Annotated in this window: 15 protein-coding genes; 9 read left to right on the forward strand and 6 right to left on the reverse strand. The window is 69.2% G+C overall.

Annotation, left to right across the window (positions count from 1 at the left end; genetic code table 11):
* The first annotated feature begins 12 nt into the window (after positions 1–12).
* The gene (gene argS, locus RN51_RS15810) at positions 13–1,677 is read left to right on the forward strand and encodes an arginine--tRNA ligase (RefSeq protein WP_045265005.1); all 1,665 of its coding nucleotides are present in this window, start codon (positions 13–15) and stop codon (positions 1,675–1,677) included.
* An 11-nt stretch (positions 1,678–1,688) separates the two neighbouring features.
* Positions 1,689–2,537: a DUF2993 domain-containing protein gene (locus RN51_RS15815; protein WP_045265360.1), complete on the forward strand. Its 849-nt coding sequence runs from the start codon at positions 1,689–1,691 to the stop codon at positions 2,535–2,537.
* Between the two features lie 18 nt (positions 2,538–2,555).
* Here RN51_RS15815 and RN51_RS15820 read toward each other — a convergent pair whose 3' ends face one another.
* The 4 genes from RN51_RS15820 to RN51_RS15835 form a co-directional block, all read right to left on the reverse strand.
* Positions 2,556–3,302, reverse strand: coding sequence for an alpha/beta fold hydrolase (locus RN51_RS15820; RefSeq protein ID WP_045265006.1), 747 nt, complete (start codon positions 3,300–3,302; stop codon positions 2,556–2,558).
* Between the two features lie 2 nt (positions 3,303–3,304).
* Positions 3,305–3,886: a TetR/AcrR family transcriptional regulator gene (locus RN51_RS15825; RefSeq protein WP_045265007.1), complete on the reverse strand. Its 582-nt coding sequence runs from the start codon at positions 3,884–3,886 to the stop codon at positions 3,305–3,307.
* Positions 3,864–4,766: an alpha/beta fold hydrolase gene (locus tag RN51_RS15830; RefSeq protein ID WP_045265008.1), complete on the reverse strand. Its 903-nt coding sequence runs from the start codon at positions 4,764–4,766 to the stop codon at positions 3,864–3,866. Before RN51_RS15830 ends, RN51_RS15825 begins: the two co-directional genes overlap by 23 nt.
* A 67-nt stretch (positions 4,767–4,833) precedes the next feature.
* A complete protein-coding gene (locus RN51_RS15835) occupies positions 4,834–5,895 on the reverse strand; it encodes a YihY/virulence factor BrkB family protein (protein ID WP_082066626.1) in 1,062 nt (353 codons plus the stop codon).
* 148 nt (positions 5,896–6,043) lie between these two features.
* Between RN51_RS15835 and lysA the strand changes: the two genes are divergently transcribed.
* The 5 genes from lysA (at position 6,044) to prfA (ending at position 12,941) form a co-directional block, all read left to right on the forward strand.
* The gene (gene lysA / locus RN51_RS15840) at positions 6,044–7,462 is read left to right on the forward strand and encodes a diaminopimelate decarboxylase (protein ID WP_045265009.1); all 1,419 of its coding nucleotides are present in this window, start codon (positions 6,044–6,046) and stop codon (positions 7,460–7,462) included.
* Positions 7,463–7,483: 21 nt separating this feature from the next.
* Positions 7,484–8,788 carry a homoserine dehydrogenase gene (locus RN51_RS15845; protein ID WP_045265010.1) on the forward strand — a complete coding sequence of 435 codons (1,305 nt, stop codon included), beginning with the start codon at positions 7,484–7,486 and terminating at the stop codon, positions 8,786–8,788.
* A gap of 2 nt (positions 8,789–8,790) precedes the next feature.
* A complete protein-coding gene (gene thrB, locus RN51_RS15850; RefSeq protein ID WP_045265011.1) occupies positions 8,791–9,753 on the forward strand; it encodes a homoserine kinase in 963 nt (320 codons plus the stop codon).
* Between the two features lie 180 nt (positions 9,754–9,933).
* Complete coding sequence (rho, locus tag RN51_RS15855; RefSeq protein WP_052674755.1) at positions 9,934–11,850, forward strand: transcription termination factor Rho; 1,917 nt, start codon at positions 9,934–9,936, stop codon at positions 11,848–11,850.
* An 11-nt stretch (positions 11,851–11,861) separates the two neighbouring features.
* Entirely contained in the window at positions 11,862–12,941 is a 1,080-nt protein-coding gene (gene prfA / locus RN51_RS15860; protein ID WP_045265013.1) for a peptide chain release factor 1, read from the forward strand.
* Between the two features lie 18 nt (positions 12,942–12,959).
* Here prfA and RN51_RS15865 read toward each other — a convergent pair whose 3' ends face one another.
* Entirely contained in the window at positions 12,960–13,613 is a 654-nt protein-coding gene (locus RN51_RS15865) for a response regulator (protein WP_045265014.1), read from the reverse strand.
* Complete coding sequence (locus RN51_RS15870; protein WP_045265015.1) at positions 13,610–15,256, reverse strand: sensor histidine kinase; 1,647 nt, start codon at positions 15,254–15,256, stop codon at positions 13,610–13,612. The genes RN51_RS15865 and RN51_RS15870 overlap by 4 nt, the downstream gene beginning before the upstream one ends.
* A 166-nt stretch (positions 15,257–15,422) precedes the next feature.
* Between RN51_RS15870 and RN51_RS15875 the strand changes: the two genes are divergently transcribed.
* The gene (locus RN51_RS15875) at positions 15,423–16,967 is read left to right on the forward strand and encodes a CitMHS family transporter (RefSeq protein ID WP_045265016.1); all 1,545 of its coding nucleotides are present in this window, start codon (positions 15,423–15,425) and stop codon (positions 16,965–16,967) included.
* Between the two features lie 70 nt (positions 16,968–17,037).
* Entirely contained in the window at positions 17,038–17,445 is a 408-nt protein-coding gene (locus tag RN51_RS15880) for a phage holin family protein (RefSeq protein ID WP_045265362.1), read from the forward strand.
* Positions 17,446–17,474 lie beyond the last annotated feature (29 nt).

A 17,474-nucleotide genomic window follows, 5' to 3' on the forward strand; every position in this document is an offset into this window, starting at 1 on the left:
ACTGAGGGGGCTATGAACCCCGAAACCCTCGCCGCAGCCCTCCTCGCCGTCCTCGCCCCCATCGCCGAGGAACGACGTCCCGGCGAGCCGCTGGAGCTCTCCGCATCCGACATCGTGCTCGAGCGCCCCCGCAACCGCGATCACGGCGACTGGTCGTCGAACATCGCCATGCGCCTGGCGAAGCCGCTCGGCACGAACCCGCGTGAGCTGGCCCAGCAGATCGCCGAAGGCCTCGCCTCCGTGGACGGCATCGCGAGCGCTGAGGTCGCCGGCCCCGGATTCATCAACATCCGCCTCGACGCGGCAGCCGCCGGTGCGCTGGCCAAGGTCATCGTCGATGCGGGGGCCGCGTACGGATCCAATGACTCGCAGGTGGGCCAGAGCATCAACATCGAGTTCGTGAGTGCGAACCCCACCGGTCCTCTCCACATCGGCCACACGCGCTGGGCTGCTCTCGGCGATGCGATCGCCCGGGTGCTCGCCGCGTCGGGCGCCACCGTCGCCAGGGAGTACTACATCAACGACGCGGGCGCGCAGATGGACCGCTTCGCGAGCTCCGTCCTCGCCGCGGCGAAAGGTGAGCCGACCCCGGAGGGCGGCTACGCGGGAAGCTACATCGGCGACCTCGCCGCGCGTGTGCTCGCTGCGCGTCCCGACCTGCTCGAACTGCCGGCCGACGAACAGCTCGACGTCGCACGCGAGCTCGCCTACGAGTACCAGCTCGAAGAGCAGAAGCAGTCCCTGTCGAAGTTCAATGTCGACTTCGACGTCTGGTTCTCCGAGCGCACCCTGCACGCCAAGAACGATCAGGGTGTGAGTCTGGTCGACCAGGCCGTCGATCGCCTGCGCGAGCAGGGGCATGTCTTCGACCAGGAGGGCGCCGTCTGGGTGCGCACCACCGACTTCGGCGACGACAAGGACCGCGTGATCCGTCGCTCGAACGGCGAGTACACCTACTTCGCCGCCGACGCCGCCTACTACCTCAACAAGGGCGACCGCGGCTTCCAGGACAAGATCTACCTGCTCGGCGCGGACCACCACGGCTACGTGCACCGCCTCAAGGCGATCGCTGGCGCCGCGGGCGAGGACCCCGAGAAGAACGTCGAGGTGCTCATCGGACAGCTCGTCTCGATCGGCGGGGCCCGTCTGAGCAAGCGTGCGGGCAACATCATCGAGATGGACGACCTGCGTGAGTGGCTGGGCACCGACGCGCTGCGCTACTCCCTGGAGCGCTCGCCCGCGGACTCGCCGCTCGCGCTCGACCCCGAGCTGTTGCAGAAGCGCACGAACGACAACCCCGTGTTCTACGTGCAGTACGCGCATGCCCGCACCTTCAACGTGGCCCGCAACGCCGCCGCGTCGGGCGTCGCCCGCTCGGAGTTCGCGCCCGAAACTCTCACGCACGAGACCGAGAGCGCGCTGCTCGGCGCGCTGCAGGAGTTCCCGCGCATCGTAGCCTTCGCTGCCGAGGTGCGCGAGCCGCATCGTGTCGCCCGCTACCTCGAGGAACTCGCCGGCCTGTACCACCGCTGGTACGACAACTGCCGCGTGATCCCGCTGAGCGACGATCCCATCGAGAGCGTGCATCGCACCCGTCTGTGGCTCAATGACGCCACCGGACAGGTTCTGCGCAACGGGCTCGACCTGCTCGGAGTCTCGGCACCGGAGCGCATGTAGTGCACGCAGGCATGAGCGACGACAACCACACCCTGCCCTACCCGGACGCGGGGGCGGAGCACCCGACACTCGTGATCCCGGGCTCCACGACAGATCAGGGTGCAGACGCCACTCCGCGCAAGCGGCCACGGTGGCCGTGGGTGCTGCTCGTCGTTGTCGTCGTCCTCGCGCTGCTGGTCGTGGCGGCGGAGCTCATCGCGCGCGCCGTGCTGCCGGGCGTCGTGCGCTCGATCGTGGTGGAGCAGCTCGACCTCCCCGCCGACCAGCAGCTCGATGTGGAGACACAGGGGCTCCTGTTGCCGCAGCTGATCGGCGGCACCCTCGACACCCTGCGCCTCTCCACGGACTCCGTCACCCTCGAGGGGATCACGGGCGCGGCCGATGTCACGGCCACGGGGGTCCCGCTCCGAGGCGGGGACCTCGGCGGCGCCTCCGGCACCATCCGCATCGGTCAGGAGCAGTTCACCGCCCTCCTGGCTGACACCGATCTGCCCGTCGACTCGGTGGAGTTCGCGGCGCCGAATGCCACCGTGAGCGGTTCGATCAGCGTGCTCGGGGGCGCCGTGCCGCTCTCGGTCACCCTCACACCCGGAGCCGTCGACGGCGATCTCGAGCTCACGCCGGTCGCCGCCAGCATCGGCGGACTCGACATCGACCTCGACAGAGTCGCTTCCACTCTCGGCTCCCTCGGGGAGGGGCTCACGCAACCTCAGCGGGTGTGCATAGCGGATCAGCTGCCGGCAGGACTCACGCTCACAGGACTAGAGATCGTCGACGATGCCGCCGTGATCGACATCGACGTGAACGGCGCGATCGTCACAGACAAGGCGCTCCAGGAGAAGGGCGCCTGCCCGCGCTGACGCACGGCCGCCCGCGAGCTACGCCGAGCCGCGGTCGTCGAGCGTCGCCTCGATGTGCCGGGCGAGCCAGGCAGGCCGCTGCAGCGGGATGCCGTGCCCGCAATCATCGATGACCTCCCGCGTGCTGTGCGGCAGGGAGTCGTGGAGCAGCACGGCCGAGCGCTTCATGATCGACTTCTCCTTCTCGCCGACGAGGATCGACGCAGCTCCGGGATAAGTCCGCCAGCCGGCGGGAGGCGTGAAACGGAGATTCTCCTCGACCGACCGCAGGAGAGTCTCGCGCGAGATGCCCGCGGACGTGCGCACATAGTCCGCCACGAGCTCGTCCGGAATGAACAGCTGCCGTGCCTGCACCCGCGCGAACCGCTCATTCCTCGCCAGGCTCGCCGTCGCTCCGAGGAGAGCGAGAGTGGGGCGCGTCATCCGCATCGGCACGGTTTGCGCGCTGATGACGATGACGTTCCGCACCATTTCGGGAAACCCCGAGGCGAGCTGCACGGTGAGCTGCGCGCCGAGGGAGAAGCCGACCACGGTCACCGGTCGCCCGACCTCCTGCAGCACTTCGGCGAGTGCGTCGACCGTGGATGCGTGGGAACTGTATGCGTCGTCCGAGCTGCGTCCGTGGCCGGGGAGATCCGGGACGATCGCTCGCACGCCGTCGACGAGGTGGGTACGGAGGGGCTCCCACATCCACCCGGCGACGCCTCCGCCGTGCAGGAGGAGCAGCGGAGGGTCGACCGGATCGCCGGAGGTCTCGACATGCATGATCAGTTCCTCTCGAAGGACTCGGCCATGCGGCCGATCGTGTCGATGGCGCGTTCGAGCAGTGCCGGCTCGAACGGACCGAGCAGCCGGGATGCGGAGAGCAGCCCGATCGACGCGCTGGAGAGTGCGAGGGCGAGGGCCTCGACATCCACGTCCGCCACGATCTCGCCTCGACCCTGCAGGTCCTGCAGCCATTCGTTGACGCTCTTCTGCCGGTCGCGGTACCGGCCGTCCGTGACCTCCGCCACGTGCGCGCCGAGGATGCCTCGATCATCGAGGAAGGATGCGGTCATCAGCGCGTCGTCGCTCAAGGCGCGTGCGGACGCACGGTATGCCGAGCTCAGGCGTGGTCGGTCGCCCAACTCGCGACGAACACGGTCGTTCATGCGCGTCGTGCCGCGCTGCAGGAGCGCATCGAGGATCTCTTTCTTGCCGGCGAACTCCAGGTAGATCGCGCCTTTGCCGATGCCGGCATGTTCGGCGATCGATGCAACGCTCATGGCGTCGAAGCCGCGGGCGAGCACGAGCTCCTCGGCGGCGTCGAGGATCCGCTCGCGGCGGTCAGGGACGCGGGGTCTGGGCATCGCGGTTCCTCTCCAGGTGGTCGAGCATCGCCGGGACGACGAGGTCGGGGCGGTCGCGCTGCACCCAGTGCCCGGCTCCGGGGACGGTCGTCAGCGATCCGGCGGGCAGCAGCTGCGCGGCGGCTTCGGCATGGCGGAGTGGGACTCCGGTGTCGTGATCGCCGTGCACGAGATGCGTGGGGGTCGTGATCGAGGGAAGTCGGGGCGTGTACACCGTACGCAGTCGATTCCAGAGCACCTGATCGCGCTGCCAGTCCTCGAAGCTTCTGAGGCCCGTGCCGGTGGAGGCTTCGTCGAGCACCGCCTTCACGAGCTCGGGAGTGCGGGCCTGCGGATTCCGCACGAGGGTGGCGAGGCCTCTCTCCATCGCGGCGCCGTTGCGTGCGTAGGACCGGGTGGCCGCGGCCAGCAGACCCGAGCGCAGCAGCAGGTACGTGCCGAAGTGCGTCAGCCTTCCGGAGATCCCGTCGGCCAGGCGCGGCATCAGACCGTAGCACCCCAGGAGGACGGCAGCCCTCGCGCGGCCCGGCTGATCCAGGAGATGACCGAGGGTCATGCCTCCGCCGAGCGACAGGCCGGCGATCGCGTAGCTATCGAGGCCGAGCGCGTCGACGAGTCCACCCACGTACCGCACCAGGTGTTCCTGGGTGAGCGGGCGGCCGGCGCGGGGGCTGCGACCGAAACCGGGATGATCGGGGGCGAACACCCGATGCCCGGCACGGGCGAGTGCGGGGCCGACCGCGCCCCATGACAGCTCGGCGTTGTCCGCCCCTCCGCCGTGCAGGAGCAGGACGGGGATGCCGGACTCGGAGGGTGGCCGCCACTCCAGCACTGAGACCGTGGCACCGGGGATGCTGATGCTCGTGCGGCGTGGCTCCATGTCACCCTCTCGTTGTGACCAATCTACCCGATTCGGTCACAACGAGAGCGCTGGCCAGAGATTCGGATCAGGACCGCTCTTCGGGAGCCGCGGCCTTCTGCGCCGCCCGCAGCTCGGCCGTCGCGATCTGCACTTCGGCCTCGGCGCGCTGCAGCCGCCGCTGGGGGAAGGTGGTCGCGGCGAACCGCGCATGTACGCGATCGGACCTCTCGTCCTCGGCGGTCACGATATAGGCACAGGCGAACAACATCACCTGCGTGGAGAAGTTCAGCCAGATCAACAGGGCGAGGAGAGAGGCGAAAGAGGCGAGGAGCGGGTTGCTGGTCGCGCCGCCCACGAACAGGCCGGACAGCTCCTGGAGAACCAGGAGGCCGAAGGCGCCGATCAGAGCACCCGGCCACAGGGACCGGGCGGCGGGGCGCACACCCGAGAGGAGGCGGAACACGCCGATGATCAGCACGGCGTCGAGCGCGAACACCACGAGCAGTGAGAGCAGCCTGACGGTCCAGGCGACCGCGGGGGAGTCGGTGGGGAGGCCGAGGAGACCGGCGATCCACTCCAGGCCCAGCTGGCCGACGAAGGTGAGCGCGGCGGAGGCGACGAACGCGAGTCCGATCCCGGCGGCGAGGGCCAGGTTGCGCAGGATCACCCACACCCAGAGGATGTCGTCCTGGACGGTGCCGGCGATGACCCGCACAGCTGTGCGGAGGGAGCCGATCGCGCCGAGAGCGGCCCCGATGAGGGCGACGAGCGAGATGATGCCCGCGACGGAGAGCGACGCCGGCGCCTTGAGGTCGTCCGGGTCGATCGCGCCGTCCTTCCCGATCAGACCGGGCACGGCGGACTGCACCGCCTCGATGATGGCTCGCCAGGCGTCGGGGTTGCCCGCGAGCCAGAGCGCCGCGATCGAGAAGCCGAGCAGCACCCCGGCGAACACGCTGAACAGGGCGCGGTACGTGACGCTGTCGGCCAGCATCGGACCCCGTCGTTCGGAGTAGAGCAGCGCGGCTCTGACGGGTCGCCGGGCGAGTGCCCACGCGATGGCCGGCGTCGTGATGCGCGCGATCAGTCCCGGTTTCGGCTTCGCGGGGGACTCCGTGTCGTGGTGTGCTGTCTCGCTGTTCGTCACGCCCCCACCTTAGGAGGCGCCGGTGGAGTGCTGCAGGGGCTTGACGCGGCGAGTCACCGTGATCAAGACGACGGGGTGGGTGCCCTAGAATCGGGGTCAACCTCGATGTGCGCGCCCTGCCCGAGATCCTTCCCACGATTGGTGATCAGTGCTTCTCCCTGCCGATTCGCTCGCTCCGGAATGGCTCGCCGTCCCCGATGACGCGAACGATCTCGCCGATGGCGTCTGGCCGGCCTCTGCGGTGCGCGACGCCGACGGCGTGCTCGACATCGCCGGCGTCAGCGCTACGGACCTGGCACGCAGCTACGGCACTCCGCTGCTCGTCCTCGACGAAGACGAGGTGCGAGGTCGTGCGCGGAGATTCCGTCTGGCGTTCGACCAGGCGGCGTCCGAGAACGGCACCACGGCGCAGGTGTACTACGCGGGCAAGGCCTTCCTGTGCACCACGGTCGCGCGGTGGGTCGTCGATGAGGGACTGCGCGTCGACGTGTGCACCGGGGGAGAGCTCGCCGTGGCCCTCGCGGCAGGCGTCGCTCCCGCTTCCATCGGCTTCCACGGCAACAACAAGTCCATCGCCGAACTCGAGCGGGCGGTGGAGGTCGGCGTCGGCACGGTCATCGTCGACAGCGCCATCGAGATCGAACGGCTCGCAGCGATCACGGCCCGCACCGGCGCGACCCAGCGCGTGCTCGTGCGTGTGATCAGCGGCGTCCATGCCGAGACCCACGACTTCCTCGCCACCGCCCACGAGGACCAGAAGTTCGGGTTCCCCCTGCCGGACGCCGAGCGAGCGGTGGCCCGCATCCGAGAGATCCCCGGCCTGGTGTTCGCCGGACTGCACTGCCACATCGGATCGCAGATCTTCGGCGTCGCCGGCTTCCGCGAATCCGCGTCGCGCGTGCTCGACCTGCATGCAGCCCTGCTCGAGGGCGGCCCCGTGCCCCAGCTCAACCTCGGCGGCGGCTTCGGCATCGCGTACACGCGCGTGGACGACCCGACACCCATCGAAGACCTCGCCGGGGCGATCGTCACCGCGGTCGCCGAGGACTGCGCCGCCCGCGGCATCCCGGTCCCCGCCCTGTCCTTCGAACCGGGTCGCGCCATCGTCGGCACCGCCGGCGTCACGATCTACGAGGTCGGCACCACCAAGGACGTGACGATCGACACCGGAGCGGTCCGGCGCTACATCAGCGTCGACGGCGGTATGAGCGACAACGCGCGTCCGGCCCTCTACGGAGCCCAGTACTCTGCGCGGATCGCCTCGCGCATCGGGGGCGGAGAGCCGCGGCTCAGCCGCGTGGTCGGCAAGCACTGCGAGTCCGGCGACATCGTCGTGGATCACGAGTACCTCCCGGATGACCTCGTCCCGGGGGATCTGCTCGCCGTGCCGGCGACCGGAGCCTACTGCGTCTCGCTCGCCAGCAACTACAACCATGTCCCGCGACCACCGGTCGTCGCCGTGCGCGGCGGACGCTCCACGGTGATCGTGCGCGGCGAGACCATCGACGACGTGTTGGCCCGCGACGCGGGCATCGACGGGGCGCACGCCCCCGAGGGAGACCAATGACCCACCTCCGAAGGAGCAACCATGACTGAATACCGACGACTTCGTGTGGCGCTGCTGGGTGCCGGGGCGGTCGGCTCTCAGGTCGCGGCCCTCCTGCTGCGCCACGGCGACGAGCTCGCCGACCGTGCCGGCGCCGAACTGGAGCTCGCCGGCATCGCGGTGCGCAACCTCGATGCGCCGCGAGACGTCGACCTGCCCAAGGAGCTCTTCACGACCGACGCCGAGTCCCTGATCCTCGGGGCAGACATCGTGATCGAGCTCATCGGGGGCATCGAGCCGGCCCGCACGAACATCCTGCAGGCCATCGGCTCCGGCGCCGACGTGGTCACCGCCAACAAGGCTCTCCTGGCCACGCATGGCCCCGAGCTCTTCGAGGCCGCCGACCGCGTGGGAGCCTCCGTCTACTACGAGGCCGCTGCCGCCGGGGCGATCCCGATCATCCGTCCCCTGCGCGACTCCCTCGCGGGCGACCGCGTGGTGCGCATCATGGGCATCGTCAACGGCACGACGAACTACATCCTCGACCGGATGGAGACGGAAGGCGCCGACTTCGCCGACGTGCTCGCCGACGCACAGCGACTGGGCTACGCCGAGGCCGACCCGACCGCAGACGTCGAAGGGTACGACGCGGCGCAGAAGGCGGCGATCCTCGCGAGCCTCGCGTTCCACACCGCCGTTCCGCTCGACGCCGTCTACCGCGAGGGCATCACCTCGATCACGGCATCGATGATCGAAGAGGCGCGCGCCGCAGGTTTCGTGATCAAGCTGCTCGCCGTGTGCGAACGGATCGAGGCCAACGGTGCCGAGTCGATCTCGGTGCGCGTGTACCCGGCGCTCGTCCCCACCTCCCACCCCCTCGCCTCCGTGCACGGTGCCAACAACGCGGTGTTCGTCGAGGCGGAGGCCGCGGGCTCGCTGATGTTCTACGGTGCCGGTGCCGGTGGCGTGCAGACCGCGTCCGCCGTTCTCGGCGACGTCGTCTCCGCGGCCCGTCGTCACATCGCAGGCGGGGTCGGCGTCGGGGAGTCCACCCGCGCCAATCTGCCCGTCGTGCCGATCGGTCACGTCACCACCCGCTACCAGATCACCCTCGAGGTCGCGGATGCGCCCGGTGTGCTCGCGACGGTCGCGAGCATCCTCAGCGACGGTGACGTCTCGGTCGCCACCGTCGTGCAGACCGTGGAAGGCGAGGACGAGCCGACGGCGCGTCTGATCATCGGCACGCACCGCGCGACCGAGCAGGCCCTCAGCGCCACCGTCGACGCTCTCGGGGACAGCGAAGTCGTCGCCCGCGTGGTCTCGGTGCTGCGGGTGGAAGGCGAGTGACGATGGCAGCGGCCGTCGCTCCCGCGGAGGGCGGAGCCGTCGACGGACGCACCGTCGAGGTGCGGGTGCCGGCGACGAGCGCGAACCTCGGTCCCGGCTTCGACACTCTGGGCCTCGCGCTCAGCATCTACGACACCCTCCTGGTCACGGCGCTGCCCGCCGGCGAGCTCGAGATCGAGGTCTCCGGCTCCGGCGCGGCCGAGATCCCGCGCGACGAGTCGAATCTGATCGTCCGCACCATCGCCTATGTCTTCGCGGACGTGGGACGACCGGTTCCCGGACTGCGCATCATCGCGGAGAACGCCGTGCCGCACGGCAGGGGCCTCGGTTCATCCGGTGCCGCCGTCGCCGCGGGTGTTCTCGCGGCGAAGGGATTGCTCGAAGGCGATGTGGAGATCAGCGACACGGACCTCCTCCGTCTGGCGACTGAGCTCGAAGGGCACCCGGACAACGTGGCGCCGGCTCTGTTCGGCGGTCTGACGATCGCATGGATGTCGGAGCGCGGACCGCAGCACAAGAAGCTCCTCGTGCACCGAGGGGTGTCGCCGCTCGTGCTGGTCCCGGCCTATACGATGTCGACCTCGCAGGCGCGGTCGCTCCAGCCGCCGCAGGTCTCCACGGCCGACGCCGTGTTCAACGTCTCCCGCTCCGCGCTGCTGATCGCCGCGCTGATGCAGAGTCCTGAGCTGCTCCTGGACGCGACGGCCGACCGGCTCCACCAGGACTATCGTGCGGGAGCGATGCCCGAGACGCAGCGTCTCGTGCAGGCTCTGCGCGCGGCCGGCTTCGCCGCGGTCGTCTCGGGCGCGGGCCCCAGCGTGCTGGTGCTGGCGGACGGTCCGGGCAGTCGGCAGGAGGCCGTCAAACTGGCGGAGCAGGTCACCGACACCCCGTGGGAGGCGCTCCTGCTCGCTGTCGACGTGCGTGGTGGTACAGTGGGGTCTCGAGCGGAGGGCTCCACGTAACTGCGTGAATCTGGCCCCATTGCAACTCTTGCAAGACCCGCACGCAAACCCCTGTGGCAGAGCTCATTCCAGAGCCGCCTGCCGAGGCTGGCTGGCGCCGAGCGTCAGCCCGTGCGATCGTGCGCAGCACCCGTTGTGCGCGTTCAACGCTCATTCCCCATGACATATAAGGGAGTACTCGTGGAGAACCTCTCCGAGACCCAGAACGATCAGTCTGCGCCCGCTTCGGAAGCACCCGCGGCGGCGGCAGAGTCGACGACCGAAGCGGCACCGGCGCGCAAGCGCGCTCCGCGTCGGGCGAGCACCGCGACGGCAGCGGCGAAGGCCGAGAAGGCGGAAGCCGCCAAGGCTGAGAAGGCGGAGGCGACGAAGGTCGCGAAGTCGGACGCCGCTCCGGAGGCAGCCGCCCCCGAGGGCTCCGCTGCCGCGGAGACCACCGAGGCCGCGCCGAAGGCCAAGCGTCCGAGCCGCAGCCGTGCGAAGAAGGCGGATGCCGAGGCTCCTGCCGCGGAGACGGCGCCCGCCGAGGCTCCCGCCGCCGAGTCCGCAGGTGCCGATGCGCCCGCTGAGGCCGCACCCAAGACCACAGGCCGAGGACGCCGCGGTGCACAGAAGCCCGCTGCCGATGCCGAGGCACCCGCCACGGAGTCGGCAGCAGAGTCCTCCTCCGATTCCGCACCCGCTGAGGTGTCGCAGAACTCCGAGTCCGACTCTGCGGACGGCGGCGAGGAGCAGGGCGGTCGCGGACGCAACCGCAACCGCAGCCGCAACCGCGGTCGCGGCCAGAACGGCGCGGCCCAGGAGCAGCAGCAGACGCAGCCGGCCGCCGAGGACGAGCAGTCCGGCGGCAACAACCGCAACCGTCAGCGCAACAAGCGCCGCAACGGTGCACCGACCGACGAGTTCGAGACCGAGATCACCGAGGACGACGTCCTCATCCCGATCGCCGGCATCCTCGACGTGCTCGACAACTACGCCTTCGTGCGCACCACCGGATACCTCGCCGGCCCCAGCGACGTCTACGTCTCGCTCGGCCAGGTCAAGAAGTACAACCTCCGCAAGGGCGACGCGGTCGTCGGCTCCATCAAGCAGCCGCGCGAGGGCGAGCAGCAGGGCCGCCAGAAGTACAACGCGCTCGTCAAGGTCGACTCGATCAACGGCCTCTCGGTCGACGACGCGGCCACCCGCGTGGAGTTCGGCAAGCTCACCCCGCTCTACCCCCAGGAGCGCCTGCGCCTGGAGACGGCCCCCGAGAAGCTGACGCAGCGCATCATCGACCTCGTGGCGCCGATCGGCAAGGGCCAGCGTGGTCTCATCGTCGCGCCGCCCAAGGCCGGCAAGACGATCGTCCTGCAGCAGATCGCCAACGCGATCGCGCAGAACAACCCCGAGGTGCACCTCATGGTCGTGCTCGTCGACGAGCGCCCCGAAGAGGTCACCGACATGGAGCGCACCGTGAAGGGCGAGGTCATCGCCTCCACCTTCGACCGCCCTGCGGAGGACCACACCACCGTTGCCGAGCTCGCGATCGAGCGTGCCAAGCGCCTCGTCGAGCTGGGCCGCGACGTGGTCGTGCTGCTCGACTCGATCACCCGCCTCGGACGTGCGTACAACCTGGCCGCTCCGGCGTCCGGCCGCGTCCTCACCGGCGGCGTCGACGCATCCGCCCTCTACCCGCCGAAGCGCTTCTTCGGAGCCGCCCGCAACATCGAGAACGGCGGATCCCTCACGATCCTCGCCACCGCGCTCGTCGAGACCGGCTCCAAGATGGACGAGGTCATCTTCGAGGAGTTCAAGGGCACCGGCAACAGCGAGCTGCGCCTTTCCCGTCAGCTGGCCGACAAGCGCATCTTCCCGGCGGTGGACGTGAACGCGTCCAGCACCCGCCGCGAGGAGATGCTGCTCTCGGCCGACGAGGTCAAGATCACCTGGAAGCTGCGCCGTGCCCTCGCCGGCCTCGACCCGCAGCAGGCGCTCGAGGTGGTGCTCGGCAAGCTCAAGGAGACCAACTCGAACGTCGAGTTCCTCGTGCAGATGCAGAAGTCGATCCCGACGCTGCCTTCGGGCGCTCACGGGCACGACAACAACATCCGCTGAGCGGCTGACCCGTGTTCGAGTCCGTCCAGACTCTGATCGACGAGCATCGCCGGGTGCAGGAGGAGCTCTCCGACCCGGCGGTGCACGCCGACGCGGCACGTGCCAAGCGCGTCAACCGTCGCTACGCCGAGCTGTCGCGAATCGTCTCCGCCTACGAGGCCTGGGTCGCGGCGACAGACGACCTGGAGACGGCTCGGGAGTTCGCACGCGAGGACGAGTCCATCGCCGCGGAGATCCCCGCGATGGAGGAGGAGCTGCAGGGCGCTCAGGAGCGTCTGCGGCGCCTGCTGATCCCGCGTGATCCGGACGACGCCCGAGACGTGATCATGGAGATCAAAGCGGGGGAGGGCGGTGCGGAGTCCGCACTGTTCGCCGCCGACCTCCTGCGCATGTACATCCAGTACGCCGCGTCCAAGGGCTGGAAGACCGAGCTCCTGGAGCGCAACGAGTCCGATCTCGGCGGTTACAAGGACGTCCAGGTCGCCATCAAGGGTTCCTCCTCCGATCCGGCCCAGGGTGTCTGGGCGCACCTGAAGTACGAGGGGGGCGTGCACCGTGTGCAGCGCGTTCCCGCGACCGAGTCGCAGGGGCGTATCCACACCTCTACGACCGGTGTCCTGGTCTTCCCCGAGGTCGATGAGCCGGAGGAGATCCACATCGACCAGAACGATCTCAAGATCGACGTGTTCCGCTCCTCGGGACCCGGTGGCCAGTCCGTGAACACCACCGACTCGGCGGTGCGGATCACGCACGTGCCCACCGGCATCGTCGTGTCGATGCAGAACGAGAAGTCGCAGCTGCAGAACCGCGAGGCCGCGATGCGTGTGCTGCGCGCGCGGCTGCTCGCGAAGCAGCAGGAGGAGCTCGATGCAGCCGCCTCCGACGCACGCAAGTCGCAGATCCGGGGAATGGACCGTTCGGAGCGCATCCGCACCTACAACTTCCCGGAGAACCGGATCGCGGATCACCGGACCGGGTTCAAGGCGTACAACCTCGACCAGGTCATGGACGGTGCTCTCGACCCGATCATCGAGAGCGCGATCGCCGCGGATGAGGAAGCACGACTCGCAGCGGTGGGCTCGGACTCCTGACCCTACGGCCGTTCCTCGTCAGACGCGTGCGGCGTAGCGGTGCTCCGGGCGGCCGGTCGAGCCGTAGTTGAGGCGTACTTCGACCACGGCTCTCGCGGCGAGGGCTGCCAGATGCCGCTGCGCGGTCGCGCGTGAGATCCCGACGCGTTCCCCGACCTCGGCCGCCGAGTGCTCGCCGTCGCCGAGGGCAGCGAGCACGAGCTGCTCCGTCGCCGACCGTGAGATCGATACCGGTTCGCCGGCACCGTGCAGGATGGCGAGGGCGCGGTCCACGTCATCTTGGCGGAGGCGTCGGTCTCCGTCGATGAGGTTGCGGTAGCGGACGTAGCGGTCCAGCAGTCCTGACAGCGCCCGCCGCTCGAACGGCTTCAGGAGGTAGCCGACGGCTCCGGACCTCAGCGCCCTGCGCACGGTGGGGGCATCGTCGGCCGCGGATATCAGGATCGCGTCGATGCCGGACTCCCGCACGAGCGAGATGCCGTCCCCGTCGGGGAGGAACACATCGGCGATGAGCAGATCGGGTCGGGACGCACGGATGCTGTCTCGGGCTTCGGCGAGCGAGCGCACGGTCTCGGTGACGCGGAACCCGGGATGCTCATCGACGATGCCCTGATGCAGCTGAGCGACCCGGAAGTCGTCGTCCAGGATGAGTACGCGCGGCGGGACGGTCATGTGTTCTCCTCGTGGTCGTGGGCGTCGCGGGCGACTGCTCCGTTGATGCGCGCGGCGAAGACCGCGCCGCCGTCGACACCGCCCGGGTCGATGACCCAGAGGTCGCCTCCGTTCCGTCGCGCGATCTCCGTCGACAGCGGAAGTCCGATCCCGTGCCCGTGCACGGTGTCGGTGGTCTTCTGGTCCCGTGCCCGCGGCGCGAGGGGATCGACGGCCCCGAGCCCGGGCCCGGAGTCGGAGACGGTGAACACCAGCGCCTCGTCGTCGTCCAGGACGGCGACTTCGACCCATCGCGGCGTGCGCTCGCTCGAGACCGCAGCGGTGACAGCGTTGTCCACGAGATTGCCGAGGACCGCGGCGACGTCTTCGGCTTCGATCACGGTGCCGATCAGATGGGTGTCGTCCGAGATGCGCAGGGCGACGCCGCGTTCTCCGGCCTCGACGGCCTTGGCACCCAGGAACGAGTGCAGGAAGGGATCGTGCAGCAGGTCGAGACCCGCGACCGGGAACGCGACCGGGCCGCGCTCCACGAGTTCGCCGAGGAACGCCCTGGCGTCGGTCACCCGGTCGGCATCGATGAGCCCGGCGGCCACATGCATGCGGTTGGCGAACTCGTGCCTCTGCACGCGCAGCGCAGCCGTCATGGTCCTCACGGTCTCCAGGCGCTCGGTCAATGCGACCAGATCCGTGCGGTCGCGCACGATGAGCACGTTGCCGAGCTGCCGTCCCTCCCGCACCACCGTCCGCGAGTCGAGATACAGCATCCGGTCTCCGACGAGTGCACTCGCGCTGGCCTGCGCACCGGTCAGGGCGTCCAGGACGGTCGGAGCCAGGCCGAGCGCGACGACGGGACGTCCGATCGGGTCGTCGAGGCCGAGCAGGCGATCGGCGGCGGCGTTGCTCACACGCACGACCCCTCGGGTGTCGATGGCGATGACTCCGTCGTCCACACCGTCCAGCACGGCCGTCTGGTTCTGCACCAGCGCGACCAGCTCTTCCGGTTGCACGCCGAGGGTCAGCCGCTCCCACCGCCTGCGGAGCAGCAGAGATGCCAGCACCGCCAGCGCGAGGGCACCCGCGGCCGTTCCGCCGATCACGGACAGCAGGGGTGGCAGATCGTCGAAGACCCCCGCACGCTCGAACCCCACGCTGACCTCACCCACGGGGATGCCTACGTCGTCCCGGACGGGAACCTTCGCGCGCGCGGACTCACCCAGCGTCCCGGTCTGCCAGTCGACGATCTCGGCGCCCGCGAGCACCTCTTCGTACGGCGTGCTCACCTCCTCGCCGATCCGTGCGGGGTTCGGGTGCGCGAGACGGATGCCGTGGTCGTCGGTGAGCACCACGAACAGTGCTCCGGTGCGCGCGCTGACGTCGGATGCGATGCGCTGCAGATCGCCCTCACGCAGTTCGGCGGCGTCTGGCGTGCCGTCCTGGAGGGAGATGCGAGTGACCTCGGCGCGCACCTGCGGATCCTCCGCGAGCGTGCGGGCGATTCCCAGTGCCGTCGATTCCGCCTCTGCACGCAGCTGCTGCACGGCGAGGAGCAGATACACCCCGGTGCAGAGCGCGACGACGAGAGCGACCGTGGCGAGCTGGAGAAGCAGGGCGCGCGTGGCGAACCGTGGTCTCGTCGACGTCATCCTCGGCACCGTGATTCTCTCCGTACAGCTGTCGCGCAATATGCGCAGAACCCACGCTACGCGCATAACAGCAGGGAATGCGAGATACCGCACCCGGTGTCCGCGGATTGCCTAGTCTCGTCGGGATCCGTCGGCGCAGACGGAGACACGACGAAGGAGTCAACGCATGCCAGACGCAGTCACCGGTCTGTTCGCGGCCGCCGAAGAGGCGCCGACCTACGACGTGGCGTTCGTGCCGCCGGAGTGGGTGCTCGTGCTCCTCGGGTTCACGATGGTCCTCGCCTTCATGACCCTCATCATGACCAAGCGCCTCACGCCCATGGTGGCGCTGATCCTCGTTCCGACCGCGTTCGGACTCTTCGCGGGCGCGGGCCTCGGCCTCGGTGACATGATCCTCGATTCGATCGGCAAGATGGCACCCACCGCGGCGCTGCTGATGTTCGCGATCATGTTCTTCGGCATCATGATCGACGTGGGGCTGTTCGACCCGCTCATCCGCCTGATCACCCGTCTGCTCGGAGATGATCCGGCGAAGGTGGTGCTCGGAACCGCGATCCTCGCCGGAGCCGTGTCCCTGGACGGCGATGGCTCGACGACCTTCATCATCACGACCTCGGCGATGCTGCCCATCTACCTCCGCCTGGGGATGAGCCCGGTGGTGTTGACCTGTGTCGCCGGTCTCATGAACGGCACGCTGAACATCGTCCCCTGGGGCGGGCCGACCGTACGCGCAGCCACAGCGCTCGGTGTGCAGCCGACCGACATCTTCGTGCCGATGCTGCCGGCTCTCGGCGCCGGGATCGTCGTGACGCTCGGATTCGCGTGGATCCTCGGGCTGCAGGAGCGCCGCCGTCTCGGTCACCTCGGCGCGGAGGGACTGCTCGCCGGTGCCGAGGGCGGATCGCTCTCGACCGTGCCGAAGATCTTCCGCGGGGCGGAGCCGAAGCCGGGAGCGCGTGCGTCGCTGCGGACCGGCAACCTCGTGGTCGTGGCTGGCGGACATGCACCGGTCTCCGCTGCGAGCGTCGACCCCGCGGACACGGCCATGGCCGACACGATGCTGGACCCCGCGCGCCCGACGCTTCGGCCGAAGCTCATCTGGTTCAACCTCGCTCTCACCGTCGCGGTGATGGTGCTGCTGGTGCTCGACATCCTGCCGCTGCCGTATGTGTTCATGGTGGGGGCCGGACTCGCACTCGTCATCAACTTCCGTGGCATCAAGGAGCAGGCTTCTGAGATCGTCGCGCACGCGCCGAGCATCGTTGGGGTCGTCTCCATGGTGATCGCAGCGGGAGTCCTGGTGGGGGTGCTCACCGGCACCGGCATGGTCGATGCGATGGCCGCCTGGATCACGAACGTGCTCCCGCCGGCGCTCGGCCCGTTCCTCGCACCGATCACCGGAGTCCTGTCGATCCCGTTCACGTTCTTCATGTCGAACGATGCGTTCTACTTCGGCATCCTCCCGGTGCTCGCGCAGAGCGCGGCGAGCTTCGGCATCGACCCGGTGGAGATGGCGAGGGCCTCCATCACCGGTCAGCCCGTGCATCTGCAGAGCCCGCTCGTGCCCGCGATCCTGCTGCTCGTGTCTCTCGCGAGCGTGAACCTGGGGGACCACCACCGCAAGGTGCTGTGGCGCGCGACGATCGTCTCGCTCGTGATGCTCGGCGTCGGCATCCTGAGCGGAGCTGTCCCGTTCTTCGTGGCTCAGTGACGACCGGATGGCGGGGAGGGGTGCACGCCGCCTCCCCGTCATCCCGGATGCGTGGCGCTATGCTCGGCCCGTGATCACATTCCTGTTCCGCGGCCTGCTGTACCTGGTGTCCGCCGGCCTCGGCCTGATCGCCGCCGACCTTCTGCTCGACGGCTTCGAGATCGAGTGGGACAAGTGGTGGGGGTTCGTCGTCTGCATCCTCATCTTCGCGATCCTGCAGAGCGTGCTCTCGCCGTGGGTCGTGAAGATCGCGAATCGCTATGCACCCGTGCTGATGGGCGGTATCGGGATCGTCTCCACGTTGATCTCTCTGATCATCGTCGTGCTGCTCCCCATCGGAGGGCTGCGGATCACCGACCTGACCGGATGGCTGCTCGGTTCGGTGATCGTCTGGTTGATCACAGCGCTCGGCAGTGTGCTGCTGCCGCTCATCTTCCTCCGCAAGAAGGTCGACTCGGCCAAGGGAGCACGCCGCTAGGGCACGCACTTCAGCCCTGGAGATGCGGG

Origin of the sequence: Microbacterium oxydans (assembly GCF_000956405.1) — a bacterium.
GTDB classification, from domain to species: Bacteria; Actinomycetota; Actinomycetes; order Actinomycetales; family Microbacteriaceae; genus Microbacterium; species Microbacterium oxydans_C.